A 16,030-nucleotide genomic window follows, 5' to 3' on the forward strand; every position below is an offset into this window, starting at 1 on the left:
CCGCCGGAGCTTTCGACCCCCGCCCATGCAGGCAGGAGTGATATCCGGTATTAGACCCCGTTTCCAGGGCTTGTCCCAGAGTGAAGGGCAGATTGCCCACGTGTTACTCACCCGTTCGCCACTAATCCACCCCGAAGGGCTTCATCGTTCGACTTGCATGTGTTAAGCACGCCGCCAGCGTTCGTCCTGAGCCAGGATCAAACTCTCCGTGAATGTTTACCCGTGATCGGGTGCACAACACAGAAGAGCGGAACGAGAGGAGGAATGATCCTCTCGTTCACAGCGTCCTCGCTGTGTTTGTTTCAAAGGAACCTCATCCTCGGCCATCGGCCGGGGACGGGGTATCAACTAATCTGGCGTTGATTTTTGGCACGCTGTTGAGTTCTCAAGGAACGGACGCTTCCTTTGTACTCACCCTCTCGGGCTTTCCTCCGGGCTTTTCCCTTCGGTCTTGCGTTTCCGACTCTATCAGATCTTTTTCCGATCCGATTTCCTCGGTGCTTTCCAGTTCCCCGCTTTTGTTTCGCGGTTTCCTTTCCGGCGGTTCCGACTTTATCAGAAGTTCTGAGCCGGATTTCCCACCCCCTCGGGCCCGAGTCGGGTTCCCTGCGAGGTGGAGTCGTAAACGTACTGGAGCGGGGCGCCTCGATGCAAATCGAGGCGCCCCGCTCCCAGTTGGCTCCGCCGGAGGTCAGACCTCGACCACGACCGGCAGGATCATCGGCCTGCGCCGATACGTGTCGGAGACCCACTTGCCCAGCGTCCGCCGGATGAGCTGCTGGAGCTGGTGGGGTTCGACGACGCCGTCCTGGGCCGACCGCTCCAGGACCTCGTTGATCTTCGGGAGCACCCCGTCGAACGCCGAGTCGTCGATGCCGGAGCCACGGGCCTGGATGTGCGGGCCCGCGGTGATCTTGCCGGTGGAGGAGTCGACGACCACGAAGACCGAGATGATGCCCTCGTCGCCGAGGATCTTGCGGTCCTTCAGCGCCGGTTCGCCCACTCCGCCGACGGAGAGGCCGTCGACGTACACGTACCCCGCCTGGACCTTGCCGGAGATCTTGGCCTTGCCCTCGATGAGGTCGACGGCGACGCCGTCCTCGGCGATGACGATGCGGTCGTGGGGGACGCCGGTCATGGCGCCCAGTTCCGCGTTGGCGCGCAGGTGGCGCCATTCGCCGTGGACCGGCATCAGGTTCTTCGGGCGGCAGATGTTGTAGAAGTACAGCAGCTCGCCGGCCGAGGCGTGGCCCGAGACGTGGACCTTGGCGTTGCCCTTGTGGACGACGTTGGCGCCCCAGCGGGTGAGGCCGTTGATCACGCGGTAGACCGCGTTCTCGTTGCCGGGGATGAGGGACGAGGCCAGGATGACCGTGTCGCCGTCGACGATGCGGATCTGGTGGTCGCGGTTGGCCATCCGGGAGAGGGCGGCCATGGGTTCGCCCTGGGAGCCCGTGCAGACCAGGACCACCTGGTGGTCCGGCAGGTCGTCGAGGGTCCTGACGTCGACGACCAGGCCCGGCGGGACCTTCAGGTAGCCGAGGTCGCGGGCGATGCCCATGTTGCGGACCATCGAGCGGCCGACGAAGGCGACCCGGCGGCCGTACTCGTGGGCCGCGTCCAGGATCTGCTGGATGCGGTGGACGTGGCTGGCGAAGCTCGCCACGATGATCCGCTTGCTCGCGTTGGCGAAGACCTGCCGCAGGACGTTGGAGATGTCCTTCTCGGGCGGGACGAACCCCGGGACCTCGGCGTTCGTCGAGTCGGCGAGGAGCAGGTCGATGCCCTCCTCGCTGAGCCGGGCGAAGGCGTGCAGGTCGGTGAGGCGGCCGTCCAGCGGGAGCTGGTCCATCTTGAAGTCGCCGGTGTGGACGACCATGCCCGCCGGGGTGCGGATGGCGACGGCCAGCGCGTCCGGGATGGAGTGGTTGACGGCGACGAACTCGCAGTCGAAGGGGCCGATGCGTTCGCGGTTCCCCTCGGCCACCTCAAGGGTGTACGGGCGGATGCGGTGCTCCTGGAGCTTGGCCTCGATGAGCGCGAGGGTCAGCTTGGAGCCGATCAGGGGGATGTCCGGCTTCTCCCGCAGGAGGAAGGGGACACCGCCGATGTGGTCCTCGTGGCCATGTGTCAGGACGATGCCCTCGATGTCGTCGAGGCGGTCCCTGATGGACGAGAAGTCCGGCAGGATCAGGTCGATCCCGGGCTGCTCCTCCTCGGGGAAGAGCACTCCGCAGTCGACGATCAGCAGTCGGCCGCCGTACTCGAAGACGGTCATGTTCCGGCCGATCTCGCCGAGACCGCCGAGCGGGGTGACCCGGAGGCCGCCCTTCGCGAGCGGCGGGGGTGAGCCCAGTTCGGGATGCGGATGACTCAAAAGACTCTCCTCACCACGACACGCCACGTGCCAGGGGCACGTGGCGCGTGTGACGTTCGTGCTTACGCAGTTGTCGGTGTTGACGGCGGGCTCTCGTGGCCCGTTCCGTTTCCTGTTCGGTTATGGGGATTCAGTTGTGAAGTCTGTTGTCAGAGCTGTACCCCGCCCGCGGCGAGATCGAGCTTGAGCTGGGCGATCTCTTCGGCGGAGCACTCGACCATGGGCGAGCGCAGCGGTCCGGCGGGCAGGCCCTGGAGGGCGAGCGCGGCCTTGGTGGTCATGACGCCCTGGGTGCGGAAGACGCCGGTGAAGACGGGCAGGAGCCGGTGGTGGATCTCGGCCGCCTTCTGTACGTCGCCCGAGGTGTACGCGTCGACCAGCGCGCGGAGTTCGGGGGTGACGACGTGGCCGACGACGGAGACGAAGCCGACCGCTCCTACAGAGAGTAGGGGGAGGTTGAGCATGTCGTCGCCCGAGTACCAGGCGAGGCCGGAGCGGGCGATGGCCCAGCTCGCGGCGCCGAGGTCGCCCTTGGCGTCCTTGTTGGCGACGATCCGGGGGTGCTCGGCGAGTCTGACCAGGGTGTCCGTGGTGATCGGGACGCCGCTGCGGCCGGGGATGTCGTAGAGCATGACCGGCAGGCCGGTCGCGTCCGCCACGGTCGTGAAGTGGCGGTACAGGCCCTCCTGCGGGGGCTTGTTGTAGTACGGGGTGACGACGAGGAGGCCGTGGGCGCCGGTCTTCTCGGCGGCCCTGGCCAGTTCCGCGCTGTGGTGGGTGTCGTTGGTGCCGACGCCGGCGATGACGTGGGCGCGGTCTCCGACGGCCTCCAGGACGGCTCGTACCAGGTCCGATTTCTCCGCGTCCGACGTGGTCGGGGACTCGCCGGTGGTGCCGTTGACGACCAGGCCGTCGTTGCCGGCGTCCACCAGGTGGGCGGCGAGTCGCTGAGCGCCGTCGAGGTCGAGCGCGCCGTCAGCCGTGAACGGCGTGACCATGGCGGTGAGGACCCGCCCGAAGGGGGTCTGCGGAGTGGAGGTCGGAGCCATGGGTTACACGCTACTCGGTGTACATCGCGCGGTCTGCCCTCGGTCCGGGGAAAAGTCATGACAAAAGAGGAGCCCGGCACTGCCTGCTCGGGGGTTCAAGCAGTGCCGGGTCCGTTTGATCAGGCTAGATGAACTTCGCTAAATGCCGCAATACGGACACTTCGCTCGGCTGATCCGTACATCTGTGCCCGCGTGCACGCCGACGGCTTCGGGAAGCCGGCGTCGGATAGCCTCACCGGCACAGCCCCCTGTGCACAGCGAGTGAGGACCAGTCGTGCCCCTGCCCTTCCTGACGGCCGAGCGCACCTTCGAGACGGTCGAGGAGGCGTTGCCCTTCGTCGACCGGGAGCGGTGGCGGCGGCCCTACCGTCCCGGGCCCTGGCGGGTCGGGGTGGCGGCGGTGGCGCTGCTCGTCGCGTCGTTCGTGCTGTTCGCGGCGGTGCTGATCGCGCTCACCGGGTCCCTGTCCGGGGCCCTCGGGGTGTTCGTCACCGCCGCGGTCGTCATCGCCTGCGCGCTGAGGTTGCTGCGGATGGGGGTGTGGGTGAGCGCGCGGGGGCTTCGGCACGTCGGGTTCCTCGTGACGCGGACCGTCGCGTGGAGTGACGTGAGCGGGGTCCGGACGGTGCAGCAGCCGGTGCGCTGGCTGGGGGTGCCGCGGACGGTGCAGGGGCAGGCGCTGGTGCTGTCTCGGCGCGGGGCGGAGGGCGAGGCTGTGTTGCTGACCAGCCACAACGCGGATTTCCTGGCCCGCGCGCAGGCGTTCGAGCGGGCTGCCGACACGGTGGAGGCGTGGGCCGCGGAGAACCGCTGACCTCACGCCCCGTCGTGCAGCGCTATCGCCCTCTGCATCGCCTTGCGCGCCCTCGGGGTGTCCCGCGCGTCGTGGTAGGCCACCGCCAGGCGGAACCAGCTCCGCCAGTCGTCCGGGGCCGCCTCCGTCTCCGCCTTGCGCTTCTCGAAGACCTCGTCAGCCGAGTCGCGGTCGATACGGCCGGACGGGGTGCGTCTGAGTTCGTCGACCGGGAGGCCGCCCTCCGCCTCCAGCTTCTCGGCCAGCGCGTTGGCCTTGCGGACGAACTGGGTGTTCTTCCACAGGAACCAGAGGCCGATGACCGGGAGGATCAGGACGGCGACGCCGAAGGTGACCGTCAGGAGGGTGCCGGTCTGGATGAGCATGACGCCACGGCTGCCGACCAGCGCGAAGTAGAAGAGCAGGACGGCGGCCGTGACGGCGTACGAGAGCTTGGCGCGCATGTCAGCCGAGGTCCAGGAAGTGCTCCAGGCCGAAGGTGATGCCGGGCGTCGACACCACGCGGCGGGCGCCCAGGAGGATGCCCGGCATGAAGCTGCTGTGGTGGAGGGAGTCGTGGCGGATCGTCAGGGTCTCCCCCTCGCCGCCGAGGAGGACCTCCTGGTGCGCGAGCAGGCCGCGCAGCCGCACCGAGTGGACGGGTACGCCGTCGACGTCGGCGCCGCGCGCGCCGTCCAGGGCCGTCACCGTCGCGTCGGGTGCCGGGGCCGTACCGGCCTTCGCGCGGGCCTCGGCGATGAGCTGGGCGGTGCGGGCGGCGGTGCCGGAGGGGGCGTCGACCTTGTTCGGGTGGTGGAGTTCGACGACCTCGACCGACTCGAAGTACGGGGCGGCGAGCTGGGCGAACTTCATGGTGAGGACCGCGCCGATGGAGAAGTTCGGGGCGATCAGGACACCGGTCCGCGGGGACTGGTCGAGCCAGGTCCGAAGCTGTGCGAGGCGGTCGTCGGTCCAGCCGGTCGTACCGACGACGGCGTGGATGCCGTGCCGTACGCAGAAGTCGAGGTTGCCCATCACCGAGGCGGGGGTGGTGAGTTCGACGGCGACCTGGGCGCCGGTCTCGGCCAGGGTCTCCAGTCGGTCGCCACGGGCGAGGGTGGCCACCAGCTCCATGTCCTCGGCGGCCTCGACGGCCTTGACGGCCTCGGAGCCGATGCGGCCCTGGGAGCCGAGGACCGCCACGCGCAGCTTGCTCATGTTCGTGCTTCCTTCGAGCGGGGAGGGGTTATGCGACGGCGTCGTGCAGGCGGGCCGCCTGTTTGTCCTTCAGTGGGCCGATGACCGACAGGGACGGTCGCTGTCCCAGGATGGCGCGGGCCACCGCGCGGACGTCGTCCGGGGTGACCGACGCGATGCGGTTCAGCATGTCGTCGACGGACATCTGGTCGCCCCAGCACAGCTCGCTCTTGCCGATGCGGTTCATCAGCGCGCCGGTGTCCTCCAGACCGAGGACGGTGGAGCCGCGGAGCTGGCCGATGGCGCGGGTGATCTCGTCGTCCGTGAGGCCGTCGCGGGCGACCTGGTCGAGTTCGTCGCGGCAGATCTTCAGGACGTCGTGGACCTGCGAGGGCCGGCAGCCCGCGTACACGCCGAACAGGCCGCAGTCGGCGAACCCGGAGGTGTACGAGTAGACGCTGTACGCCAGCCCCCGCTTCTCGCGGACCTCCTGGAAGAGGCGCGAGGACATGCCGCCGCCGAGGGCCGTGTTGAGGACGCCGAGCGCCCAGCGGCGGTCGTCGGTGCGGGCCAGGCCCGGCATGCCGAGGACGACGTGGGCCTGCTCGGTCTTGCGGCCGGTCAGTTCGACGCGTCCGGCGGTGCGGATCGTGCGCTTCCCGTCGCGCGGGTCGATCGGGGTGGCGTCCAGGTTCTTGAGGGCGCCCGCCTTCTCGAAGGCCGCGCGGACCTGGCGTACGACGTCGTCGTGGTCGATGTTGCCGGCCGCGGCGACGACCAGGTGGGTGGGGTCGTAGTGCTTCTTGTAGAAGCGGCGGACGCGGTCGGCGGTGAGGGCGTTGACCGTGTCGACCGTGCCGAGGACGGGGCGGCCGAGGGGGGTGTCGCCGAACATCGTGTGGGCGAAGAGGTCGTGGACGCAGTCGCCGGGGTCGTCCTCGGTCATCGCGATCTCTTCGAGGATGGCGCCGCGTTCGACGTCGACGTCCTCCTCGCGGATCAGGGAGCCGGTCAGCATGTCGCAGACGACGTCGATGGCGAGGGGGAGGTCGGTGTCGAGGACGCGTGCGTAGTAGCACGTGTACTCCTTGGCGGTGAACGCGTTCATCTCGCCGCCGACCGCGTCGAGCGCGGCGGAGATGTCGAGCGCGCTGCGCCGGGCCGTCCCCTTGAAGAGGAGGTGCTCCAGGTAGTGCGTGGCGCCGTTCAGGGACGGGGTCTCGTCGCGGGAGCCGACGTGCGCCCAGATGCCGAAGGTCGCGGAGCGGACGGAGGGGAGGGTCTCGGTGACGATGCGCAGGCCGCCCGGGAGGGTGGTCTTGCGGACCGTGCCGATGCCGTTCTCCCCGGTGATCAGGGTTTGGGTACGGGCGACGGCCCGCGCCTTCGAGGAGGCGCGGGCCGTCGTCACAGAACTGCTCGACGTCACTTGTCGGTGTCGTCCTTCTGGTCGTCAGAAGCGTCTTCGCCCTCGACCACGGGGATCAGGGAGAGCTTGCCTCGGGAGTCGATCTCGGCGATCTCGACCTGGACCTTGGCGCCGACGCCGAGGACGTCCTCGACGTTCTCCACGCGCTTGCCGCCGGCGAGCTTGCGGATCTGCGAGATGTGCAGCAGGCCGTCCTTGCCGGGGAGCAGGGAGACGAACGCGCCGAAGGTGGTGGTCTTGACGACCGTACCCAGGTAGCGCTCGCCGACCTCCGGCATGGTCGGGTTGGCGATCGAGTTGATCGTGGTGCGGGCGGCCTCGGCGGCCGGGCCGTCGGAGGCACCGATGTAGATGGTGCCGTCGTCCTCGATCGTGATCTCGGCGCCGGTGTCCTCCTGGATCTGGTTGATCATCTTGCCCTTCGGGCCGATGACCTCGCCGATCTTGTCCACGGGGATCTTGACGGTGATGATCCGCGGGGCGTTGGGGGACATCTCGTCCGGCGTGTCGATCGCTTCCATCATCACGTCGAGGATGTGGAGGCGGGCGTCACGGGCCTGCTTGAGGGCGGCGGCCAGGACGGAGGCGGGGATGCCGTCGAGCTTCGTGTCGAGCTGGAGGGCCGTCACGAACTCCTTGGTGCCGGCGACCTTGAAGTCCATGTCGCCGAAGGCGTCCTCCGCACCGAGGATGTCGGTGAGGGTGACGTAGTGCGTCTCGCCGTCGATGTCCTGGGAGATGAGGCCCATGGCGATGCCGGCGACCGGGGCCTTGAGGGGCACACCGGCGTTCAGCAGGGACATCGTGGAGGCGCAGACCGAGCCCATGGACGTCGAGCCGTTGGAGCTGAGCGCCTCGGAGACCTGGCGGATCGCGTAGGGGAACTCCTCGCGGGTCGGCAGGACCGGGACGAGGGCGCGCTCGGCGAGGGCGCCGTGGCCGATCTCGCGGCGCTTGGGGGAGCCGACGCGGCCGGTCTCGCCGGTGGAGTACGGCGGGAAGTTGTAGTTGTGCATGTAGCGCTTGCGGGTCACCGGGGAGAGGGTGTCCAGCTGCTGCTCCATGCGGAGCATGTTGAGGGTGGTGACGCCCAGGATCTGGGTCTCGCCACGCTCGAACACCGCGGAGCCGTGCACGCGCGGGATCGCCTCGACCTCGGCGGCCAGCGTACGGATGTCCGTGAGGCCACGGCCGTCGATGCGCTTCTTGTCCTTGATCACGCGCTCGCGGACGAGCTGCTTGGTCAGGGAGCGGTAGGCGGCGGAGATCTCCTTCTCGCGGCCCTCGAACTGCGGGAGCAGCTTCTCGGCGGCGAGGCCCTTGACGCGGTCCAGCTCGGCCTCGCGCTCCTGCTTGCCGGCGATGGTGAGCGCGGCGGCGAGCTCGGAGCGGACGGCGGCGGAGAGCGCCTCCAGGACGTCGTCCTGGTAGTCCAGGAAGATCGGGAACTCGCCGGTCGGCTTGGCGGCCTTGGCGGCGAGGTCGGCCTGGGCCTTGCACAGGACCTTGATGAACGGCTTCGAGGCTTCGAGGCCGGCCGCGACGACCTCCTCGGTGGGGGCCTCGACACCGCCCTTGACCAGCTGGATGGTCTTCTCGGTGGCCTCGGCCTCGACCATCATGATCGCGACGTCGCCGTCCTCCAGGGTGCGGCCCGCGACGACCATGTCGAAGACGGCGTCCTCGAGCTCGGTGTGCGTCGGGAAGGCCACCCACTGGCCGCGGATCAGCGCGACGCGGACGCCGCCGATCGGGCCGGAGAAGGGCAGGCCGGCCAGCTGCGTGGACGCGGAGGCGGCGTTGATCGCCACGACGTCGTACAGGTGGTCGGGGTTGAGGGCCATGATCGTCGCGACGACCTGGATCTCGTTGCGCAGGCCCTTCTTGAAGGACGGGCGCAGCGGGCGGTCGATCAGGCGGCAGGTGAGGATCGCGTCCTCGGAGGGGCGGCCCTCACGGCGGAAGAAGCTGCCGGGGATCTTGCCGGCGGCGTACATCCGCTCCTCGACGTCCACCGTGAGGGGGAAGAAGTCGAGCTGGTCCTTGGGGTTCTTGGAGGCCGTGGTGGCCGACAGCACCATCGTGTCGTCGTCCAGGTAGGCCACCGCGGAACCGGCGGCCTGCTTGGCGAGGCGGCCGGTCTCGAAGCGGATGGTGCGGGTGCCGAAGGCGCCGTTGTCGATGACGGCCTCGGCGTAGTGGGTCTCGTTCTCCACTAGCGTTTTCTCCATTACTCGTCTGTATTCGTCTTTTGTCCCGTCCTGTCCGTGTGACAGGGGGACGGTGTGGAGAAGCGCGCCGTGCGGTGCGGGCCGGTCTTCGATCGAAGCCTCCGGGCCGAGTGCCCGGGGGCCACTACCGAGGACCGGCGGCGGCGGGGTGCGCTTCTCCTAGTGCGTACTGCGTTGTGCTACCACACTACAAAGGGGTGGTGACACTCCGCACGTTTCCGTCTCTACGTACAGCAAAAGGAGCGGCTCCCGCTGTTCACGGGAACCGCTCCCTGCGCGCTGTGCTACTTCGCGCCGCCGGCCGCGCCGCGGCGGATGCCGAGGCGGTCGACCAGCGCACGGAAGCGCTGGATGTCCTTCTTCGCCAGGTACTGGAGAAGGCGGCGGCGCTGACCGACGAGGATCAGCAGGCCACGGCGGGAGTGGTGGTCGTGCTTGTGGGTCTTGAGGTGCTCCGTCAGGTCGGAGATCCGACGGGAGAGCAGCGCGACCTGGACCTCGGGGGAGCCGGTGTCGCCCTCCTTGGTACCGAACTCGGAGATGATCTGCTTCTTCACTGCGGCGTCGAGCGACACGCTGTACTCCTCATGCTGTGTGGTGCCCGCGAGTGCCCCCGGTCGGAATCTCGGGGGAGCTTCGGTTACTCGCCTGGGCGGGTCCGCCGGGGACACCCGGTGAGGGTGTGTGCACGCGACGGCCGAGCCAAGGCTACCAGGGTACGGGCCCGGCCCCCGCCGGATTTCCGTCGCGCGCGTGACCAGCGGGAACCTTCTACCAGGGGGATTCACCGCAAGTAGGGTGTCCGTGACGCCCGTTGGCACCAAGGAAAGGACCCGAGCCGTCATGGCCGAGACCGAAGAGGAACGCAAGGCCCGCAAGGACCGGGAGCGGGACGAGTTGTACGCCCTCGACATCTCCGGCGTCGAGTGGCACTGCGCGCCGGGTACCGAGGAGCACGAGGAGCGCGTGGAGATCGCGTACCTGCCGGACGGCGCCGTCGCGATGCGGTCGTCCCTGGACCACGACACGGTGCTGCGGTACACGGAGGCCGAGTGGACGGCGTTCGTGCTGGGGGCCCGGGACGGGGAGTTCGACCTGGAGCCGACCGAGCGCAACGGCGGGCTGGCGGCGCAGGAGGGCTGAGGCCGGACAGACAGAAGGGGGTCGGTGTGACGTTCACACCGGCCCCCTTCTGTCTGTGCTGACGTCAACTCGTGAGGGACCGCACCGTCGCGTACACGTCGAACACCGCCAGCGCCAGCGGGATGAGCGTCAGCAGCACGAACGACTCGGCGATCTCCAGGAAGCGCCCCCAGAACGGGGTGAGGCCGCCCCGGGAGACCATGAGGCCGACCGTGGTGACGAGGGCGATCGCGAGGCCGGTCGCGGCGACGAGCCAGATCGTGCGCAGGTCGTAGCCGGAGAGGTCGCCGTCGCGGGCCGCCCTGATGATCGACACGGGCGGGTTCAGCGCGAGGCCGAGGCCGAGCAGGACGAGGGAGGCGAGGCCGGCGGCGACGACCGGGGCGATCTGCGCGGTGTAGCGGAAGAGGTGGGCGCGCATCAGCAGGGCGACGCCGGTGGCGAGGGCGAGGAGCTGGGCCCAGACGTTCGAGGAGAAGCCGAGGACGGCGGCGGCGCCGACGGCGACGACCGCGCAGCCGCCGACGAGGCCGACGAGGAGTTCGTGGCCGCGCCGGGCGCGGGCGGCGATGCGCTCGGCGTCGACGGGTTCCGGCGCCGGTGCCTCGGTCTCGTAGCGGCTGCGGGCGGCGCTGCTCGGGGCGTCGAAGCCGATCGGCAGGCGGGCGAAGCGCATGGAGAGGCCGGGCAGGAAGGCGAGGCCGACGACGGCGACGGGCGCGCACAGGGCGCCGGTCTCGGCGGGCGTCCAGTCCTTGGCGAGGAGGGCCGCGAAGACGGCGAGCAGGCCGATGGCGGAGGCGAGGACGAAGGCGACGAAGGGGCCGTCGCCGCTGGGCGAGCAGAGGGTGAGGACGACGGCGGCGACCAGGACGGCCGCGCAGGCCAGCAGGAACTGGAGTTTGCCGATGCCCTCGCCGCCGGTGAGCGGGAGGAGTCCGGAGCCGGCGACGCCGACGTTGGGCAGGGCGCCGAGGCCGAGCGCGATCGCGGAGGCGCGGTCGTCGTAGACGCGGGCGCGGACGCAGCCGAGGACGAGCAGGAGGAGCCCGGCGACGCCGGAGAGGATGCCGGGCAGGCCGTGCATGTCGTGGCGGGGGTCGCCGCTCCAGGCGACGAAGGCGAGCAGCGCGGACAGGACGCCGGCGCCGGCGAGTCCGGCGGCGCGGGTGAGGTCGCCGTCCCACAGGGTGCGTTCGCTGGTGACGGCGGCGGCGACGGCCTCGGAGACGTCGTCGAACACGGCCGGGGGCAGGGAGTCGGAGAAGGGGCGCAGGGTGAGCAGCTCGCCGTCGAGGAGGCGCTGGGCGGCGAAGGAGCGGGAGCTGTCGAGGACGGTGCCGTCGCGGCGGACGAGGTGGTAGCCGACGGGGGCGCCCTCGGCGGGGCTCTGCTGGGAGAGTCTGAGGACCTCGGGGTAGAGGTCGGCGACGGGGACGTCGTCGGGGAGGGCGACGTCGATGCGGCTGTCGGGGGCGACGATGGTGACGCGGCAGTAGCCGAGCCCCGTGCCCGTGCCGGCTCCTGTCGCGGCGGGTGCCGTGGTGCTCACCTGATGGTCCCCCTCGGTGACGATTGCGCGCCTGTGGTGTGAAGGTTCCGCGCCCTGTTTCGCGCGGTGGTGCGGAATGCGGTCGCACATGTGCGTTCGCGCGGTCCACGGGGCCGTACGCCGCCCGGATCGCCGGGAACGCCCGGTTCATCCGGCCCGGCTCGTGTGTGCTCACGCGAACATCCGGCACCCTACCGCCCTGGCGTCACGGGCCGGGTCAGTAGGATCGCGCGGCGGCCCTTCGCAGGCCGGCCAGTGAATCTTGGGGGAGCAGTGAGCCACATCGTCGTACGGCGCCCGCCCCGGGTGCTGCCGTCCGAGGTGCCCACGCAGGAGGTCGCGCTTCAGCCGCCGCCGGAGCTGCCGCGCGGGCCGCAGGAGAGCGTGCTGATGCAGTTGCTGCCGACGCTCGGCATGGGCGGTTCGGTGGTCTTCTTCTTCACGAGCGGGCAGCCGTTCATGAGGATCATGGGCATGGTCATGATCGCCTCGACGATCGCGATGTCGGTCGCGATGGTGGTGCGCTTCCGACGCGGCTCGCAGGGGCAGCTCGCGGACCTGCGCCGCGACTACCTGGCCTACCTGGCGCAGACCCGGCGCGCGGCGCAGTCCACCGCGAAGGCGCAGCGGGACGCCCAGTACTTCCTGAACCCCTCCCCCGAGCAGCTGTGGGCGCTGGTCGCCGAGGGCAGCCGGGTGTGGGAGCGCCGTCCCGGTGACGAGGACTTCGCGCAGGTCCGGGTCGGGCTCGGCGCCCAGGGCCTGTCGACCGCGCTGGTCGCGCCGGAGACCGCGCCCGTCGAGCAGCTGGAGCCGCTGACCGCGGGCGCCCTCCAGCGGTTCATCGCCGTGCACAGCACGCTGGAGGACCTGCCGATGGCGGTGTCCCTGCGCGCCTTCTACCACGTGACGGTCAGCGGCGACCCGCGGTGCGTACGGTCCTCCGCGCGCGCGATGGCCGGTTCGCTGGCCGCCCTGCACTCCCCCGAGGACCTGGTCCTCGTCGTCGCGGCGGGCCGCGAGGAGCTGGCGGCCTGGGAGTGGGCCAAGTGGCTCCCCCACACGCAGGCGCCCGGCGCGGTCGACGGCGCGGGCAGCCGCCGGCTCATCGGCACGGACGTCACCGAGCTGGAGGACCTGCTCGCCGCCCGCCTCACGGGCCGGCCGCGCTTCCACCCGAACGCGGCGCCGCTGCCCGACCTGCCCCACCTGGTCGTCGTCCTCGACGGCATCTCCCTGCCGCCGAACTCCGTGCTGGCCGGCCCCGAGGGGCTCCAGGGCGTGACGGTCGTCGAGGTCGTCGCCGGGGAGCTGACCGGGACCGGCGGCGAGCTCGACATCGTCGTACGGCCCGACTCGCTGCGGCTGGAGTCCGGGCCCGGCGGGATGGTGTACGAGGGGACGCCCGACGCGCTGTCGCAGGAGTCGGCCGAGGCGCTCGCCCGGCAGCTCGCGCCGCTGCGGATGGCGTCCGGCGGGGACGACGACGAGCCGCTGCTCGCCAACCTGGAGTTCACCGACCTGCTGAACCTGGGCGACGCGGCGTCCGTCGACACCAAGCGGACCTGGCGGCCCCGCTCGCTCGCCGAGCGGCTGCGGGTGCCGATCGGGGTCGGCGAGGACGGGCGGCCCGTCATGCTCGACCTCAAGGAGGCCGCGCAGGAGGGCATGGGCCCGCACGGGCTGTGCGTCGGCGCCACCGGGTCCGGGAAGTCGGAGCTGCTGCGCACGCTCGTCCTCGGGCTCGCGGTCACGCACTCCTCGGAGACGCTGAACTTCGTCCTCGCCGACTTCAAGGGCGGGGCGACCTTCGCCGGGATGGCGCAGATGCCGCACGTCGCGGCCGTCATCACCAACCTCGCCGACGACCTCACGCTCGTCGACCGCATGCGGGACTCCATCAGCGGCGAGCTGAACCGGCGCCAGGAGATGCTGCGCGACGCGGGCAACTACGCCAACATCCACGACTACGAGAAGGCGCGGGCCGCCGGTGCCGCGCTCCAGCCGATCCCGACGCTCGTGCTGGTGATCGACGAGTTCAGCGAACTGCTCTCCGCGAAGCCGGACTTCATCGAGATGTTCGTGCAGATCGGGCGCATCGGCCGCTCGCTCGGCGTGCACCTGCTGCTGGCCTCGCAGCGCCTGGAGGAAGGGCGGCTGCGCGGGCTCGACACGTACCTGTCGTACCGGATCGGGCTGCGGACGTTCTCCGCCGCCGAGTCGCGGGCCGCGCTCGGGGTGCCCGACGCGTACGAGCTGCCGAACGTGCCCGGCTCCGGGTTCCTGAAGTTCGGTACGGACGAGATGCTGCGCTTCAAGGCCGCGTACGTGTCCGGGGTGTACCGGTCCGGGCCGCAGCGGGCCGACGTCGCCGGGGGGCCGATGCTCGTGGACCGGCGGCCCGTGCTGTTCACCGCCGCCGAGGTGCCGGTCAGCTATGTGCAGGTGGCGCAGCGGCGCACCAGCGCCGAGCCCGAGGTGGACGACGCGCTCGCCGACACCGTGCTCGACGTGATCGTGCGGCGGCTCGAAGCGCAGGGGCCCGCCGCGCACCAGGTGTGGCTGCCCCCGCTGGACAGCCCGCCGTCGCTGGACTCGCTGCTGCCGGGGCTCACGGCCGTGCAGGGCCGGGGGCTGACCCAGCCGGGGTACGAGGGGGCCGGGCGGCTCGTCGTACCCGTCGGGCTCGTCGACAAACCCTTCGAGCAGCGGCGTGATCCGCTGTGGCTGGACTTCTCCGGGGCCGCCGGGCACATGCAGATCGTCGGCGGGCCGCAGTCCGGGAAGTCGACGCTGCTGCGCGCGATCATCTCCTCCTTCGCGCTCACCCACACCCCGCACGAAGTCCAGTTCTACGGCCTCGACTTCGGTGGCGGCGGCATGTCGGCCGTCGAGGGCCTGCCGCACGTCGGCGGCGTCGCCTCCCGGCTCGATCCCGAGCGGGTACGGCGTACGGTCGCCGAGGTGTACGGCGTGCTGACCCGGCGCGAGGAGTACTTCCGCTCCGCCGGGATCCCCTCCATCGCCGACTTCCGCACCCGGCGGGCGCGCGGGGACATCTCCGTCGCCGACCAGCCGTGGGGGGACGTGTTCCTCGTCATCGACGGGTGGGGGAGCTTCCGTACGGAGTACGAGGCGCTGGACGCCGTCGTGCTGGACATCGCGGCGCGCGGGCTCGGGTACGGCGTCCACGTCATCCTCACGGCGTCGCGGTCCATGGAGGTGCGGTCGTCGCTCAAGGACCACCTCATGAACCGGCTCGAACTGCGGCTCGGCGACACCATGGACTCCGAGCTGGACCGGAAGGTCGCCGCGAACGTGCCCACCGGGGTGCCGGGGCGGGGGCAGACGCCGGGCAAGCTGCACTTCATGGCCGCCGTGCCGCGCATCGACGGGCTCACGTCCGGCACGGAGCTGTCCGACGCGACGCAGGCGCTCGCCACCGAGGTCACCCGGCACTGGCACGCCTCCCCCGCGCCCGAGGTGCGGCTGCTGCCGCGCGAGTTCCCCGCGAAGGAGCTGCCCGGCGGGGACCGGTTCCCGCAGCGCGGGGTCGCCTTCGCGCTCGACGAGGACAACCTGGAGCCCGTCTTCGTCGACTTCGAGCAGGACCCCTTCTTCCTCGTCTTCGGGGAGAGCGAGTCCGGGAAGTCCAACCTGCTGCGGCTGCTCATCAAGCAGATCACGCAGCGGTACGCCGGGGACGAGTGCAAGCTGTTCGTCGTCGACAACCGGCGCTCCCTCCTCGACGTCACGCCGGCCTCCCACCTCGCCGAGTACATCCCCATGTCCAACAACATGGACCATCACATGGCCGCCCTCGCCGACCTGATGACCCGGCGGACGCCCACCGCGGACGTGACGGCTCAGCAGCTCCGGGACCGCAGCTGGTGGCGGGGGCCCACCGTGTACGTCGTCATCGACGACTACGACCTCGTCTCCACGTCCAGCGGCAACCCGCTCGCCGGTCTGACGGAACTGCTCCCGTTCGCCCGTGACGTCGGAGTGCGGTTCATCATCGCCCGCTCCACCGCCGGCGCCGGGCGCGCCGCCTACGAACCCTTCATGCAGCGCATGAAGGAACTCGGCGCGCAGGGCATGGTGCTGGCGGGCGATCCCACGGAGGGCGACCTCCTCGCGGGCGTCCGGCCCCGGCCCATGCCGGCCGGGCGCGGCGTGTTCGTGTCCCGGCGGCGGGGGAAGCCGTTGGCTCAGGTGGGGTGGTTGCCGGAGGGGGCGTACTGAGGGGGCCTCACGGG

11 protein-coding genes and 1 rRNA gene are annotated in these 16,030 nt (G+C 70.5%); 3 read left to right on the plus strand and 9 right to left on the minus strand.

Going from position 1 to position 16,030, the window contains the following annotated elements:
* The 3 genes from AOK24_RS07980 to dapA form a co-directional block, all read right to left on the minus strand.
* Nucleotides 1–213, minus strand: a 16S ribosomal RNA gene (locus AOK24_RS07980); the annotation flags it as partial.
* A 478-nt stretch (nucleotides 214–691) separates the two neighbouring features.
* Nucleotides 692–2,377, minus strand: coding sequence for a ribonuclease J (locus AOK24_RS07985; protein WP_055719343.1), 1,686 nt, complete (start codon nucleotides 2,375–2,377; stop codon nucleotides 692–694).
* A 149-nt stretch (nucleotides 2,378–2,526) separates the two neighbouring features.
* On the minus strand, nucleotides 2,527–3,426 hold the full coding sequence (gene dapA / locus AOK24_RS07990) for a 4-hydroxy-tetrahydrodipicolinate synthase (protein WP_055719344.1): 900 nt from the start codon (nucleotides 3,424–3,426) through the stop codon (nucleotides 2,527–2,529).
* A 274-nt stretch (nucleotides 3,427–3,700) separates the two neighbouring features.
* Between dapA and AOK24_RS07995 the strand changes: the two genes are divergently transcribed.
* On the plus strand, nucleotides 3,701–4,240 hold the full coding sequence (locus tag AOK24_RS07995; RefSeq protein WP_055719345.1) for a hypothetical protein: 540 nt from the start codon (nucleotides 3,701–3,703) through the stop codon (nucleotides 4,238–4,240).
* Between the two features lie 2 nt (nucleotides 4,241–4,242).
* Here AOK24_RS07995 and AOK24_RS08000 read toward each other — a convergent pair whose 3' ends face one another.
* The 5 genes from AOK24_RS08000 to rpsO all read right to left on the minus strand — a co-directional run bounded on the left by AOK24_RS08000 (nucleotide 4,243) and on the right by rpsO (nucleotide 9,651).
* A complete protein-coding gene (locus AOK24_RS08000; RefSeq protein WP_055719346.1) occupies nucleotides 4,243–4,683 on the minus strand; it encodes a tetratricopeptide repeat protein in 441 nt (146 codons plus the stop codon).
* Between the two features lies 1 nt (nucleotide 4,684).
* A complete protein-coding gene (dapB, locus tag AOK24_RS08005) occupies nucleotides 4,685–5,437 on the minus strand; it encodes a 4-hydroxy-tetrahydrodipicolinate reductase (RefSeq protein WP_055719347.1) in 753 nt (250 codons plus the stop codon).
* A 28-nt stretch (nucleotides 5,438–5,465) separates the two neighbouring features.
* Nucleotides 5,466–6,845 (minus strand): M16 family metallopeptidase, encoded by a 1,380-nt coding sequence (locus AOK24_RS08010; protein ID WP_055719348.1) that lies wholly within the window; start codon nucleotides 6,843–6,845, stop codon nucleotides 5,466–5,468.
* A complete protein-coding gene (locus AOK24_RS08015; RefSeq protein ID WP_055719349.1) occupies nucleotides 6,842–9,061 on the minus strand; it encodes a polyribonucleotide nucleotidyltransferase in 2,220 nt (739 codons plus the stop codon). The genes AOK24_RS08010 and AOK24_RS08015 overlap by 4 nt, the downstream gene beginning before the upstream one ends.
* Before the next feature lie 299 nt (nucleotides 9,062–9,360).
* Entirely contained in the window at nucleotides 9,361–9,651 is a 291-nt protein-coding gene (gene rpsO, locus AOK24_RS08020) for a 30S ribosomal protein S15 (RefSeq protein WP_055719350.1), read from the minus strand.
* A gap of 268 nt (nucleotides 9,652–9,919) precedes the next feature.
* Here rpsO and AOK24_RS08025 point away from each other — a divergent pair, with 268 nt between their 5' ends.
* Complete coding sequence (locus AOK24_RS08025; RefSeq protein WP_055719351.1) at nucleotides 9,920–10,219, plus strand: DUF397 domain-containing protein; 300 nt, start codon at nucleotides 9,920–9,922, stop codon at nucleotides 10,217–10,219.
* A 64-nt stretch (nucleotides 10,220–10,283) separates the two neighbouring features.
* Here AOK24_RS08025 and eccD read toward each other — a convergent pair whose 3' ends face one another.
* A complete protein-coding gene (gene eccD, locus AOK24_RS08030; protein WP_055719352.1) occupies nucleotides 10,284–11,771 on the minus strand; it encodes a type VII secretion integral membrane protein EccD in 1,488 nt (495 codons plus the stop codon).
* 273 nt (nucleotides 11,772–12,044) lie between these two features.
* Between eccD and eccCa the strand changes: the two genes are divergently transcribed.
* On the plus strand, nucleotides 12,045–16,016 hold the full coding sequence (gene eccCa, locus AOK24_RS08035) for a type VII secretion protein EccCa (protein ID WP_055719353.1): 3,972 nt from the start codon (nucleotides 12,045–12,047) through the stop codon (nucleotides 16,014–16,016).
* The last annotated feature ends 14 nt before the right edge of the window (nucleotides 16,017–16,030 follow it).

The sequence above is a fragment of the Streptomyces niveiscabiei genome (genome assembly GCF_001419795.1).
Lineage (GTDB): Bacteria > Actinomycetota > Actinomycetes > Streptomycetales > Streptomycetaceae > Streptomyces > Streptomyces niveiscabiei.

Excerpts from the sequence above, each read along its gene's own strand:
- AOK24_RS08025 (WP_055719351.1), top strand. The coding sequence starts at position 9,920 with ATGGCCGAGACCGAAGAGGAACGCAAGGCCCGCAAGGACCGGGAGCGG.
- dapB (WP_055719347.1), bottom strand. The coding sequence starts at position 5,437 with ATGAGCAAGCTGCGCGTGGCGGTCCTCGGCTCCCAGGGCCGCATCGGC.
- AOK24_RS08000 (WP_055719346.1), bottom strand. The coding sequence starts at position 4,683 with ATGCGCGCCAAGCTCTCGTACGCCGTCACGGCCGCCGTCCTGCTCTTC.
- dapA (WP_055719344.1), bottom strand. The coding sequence starts at position 3,426 with ATGGCTCCGACCTCCACTCCGCAGACCCCCTTCGGGCGGGTCCTCACC.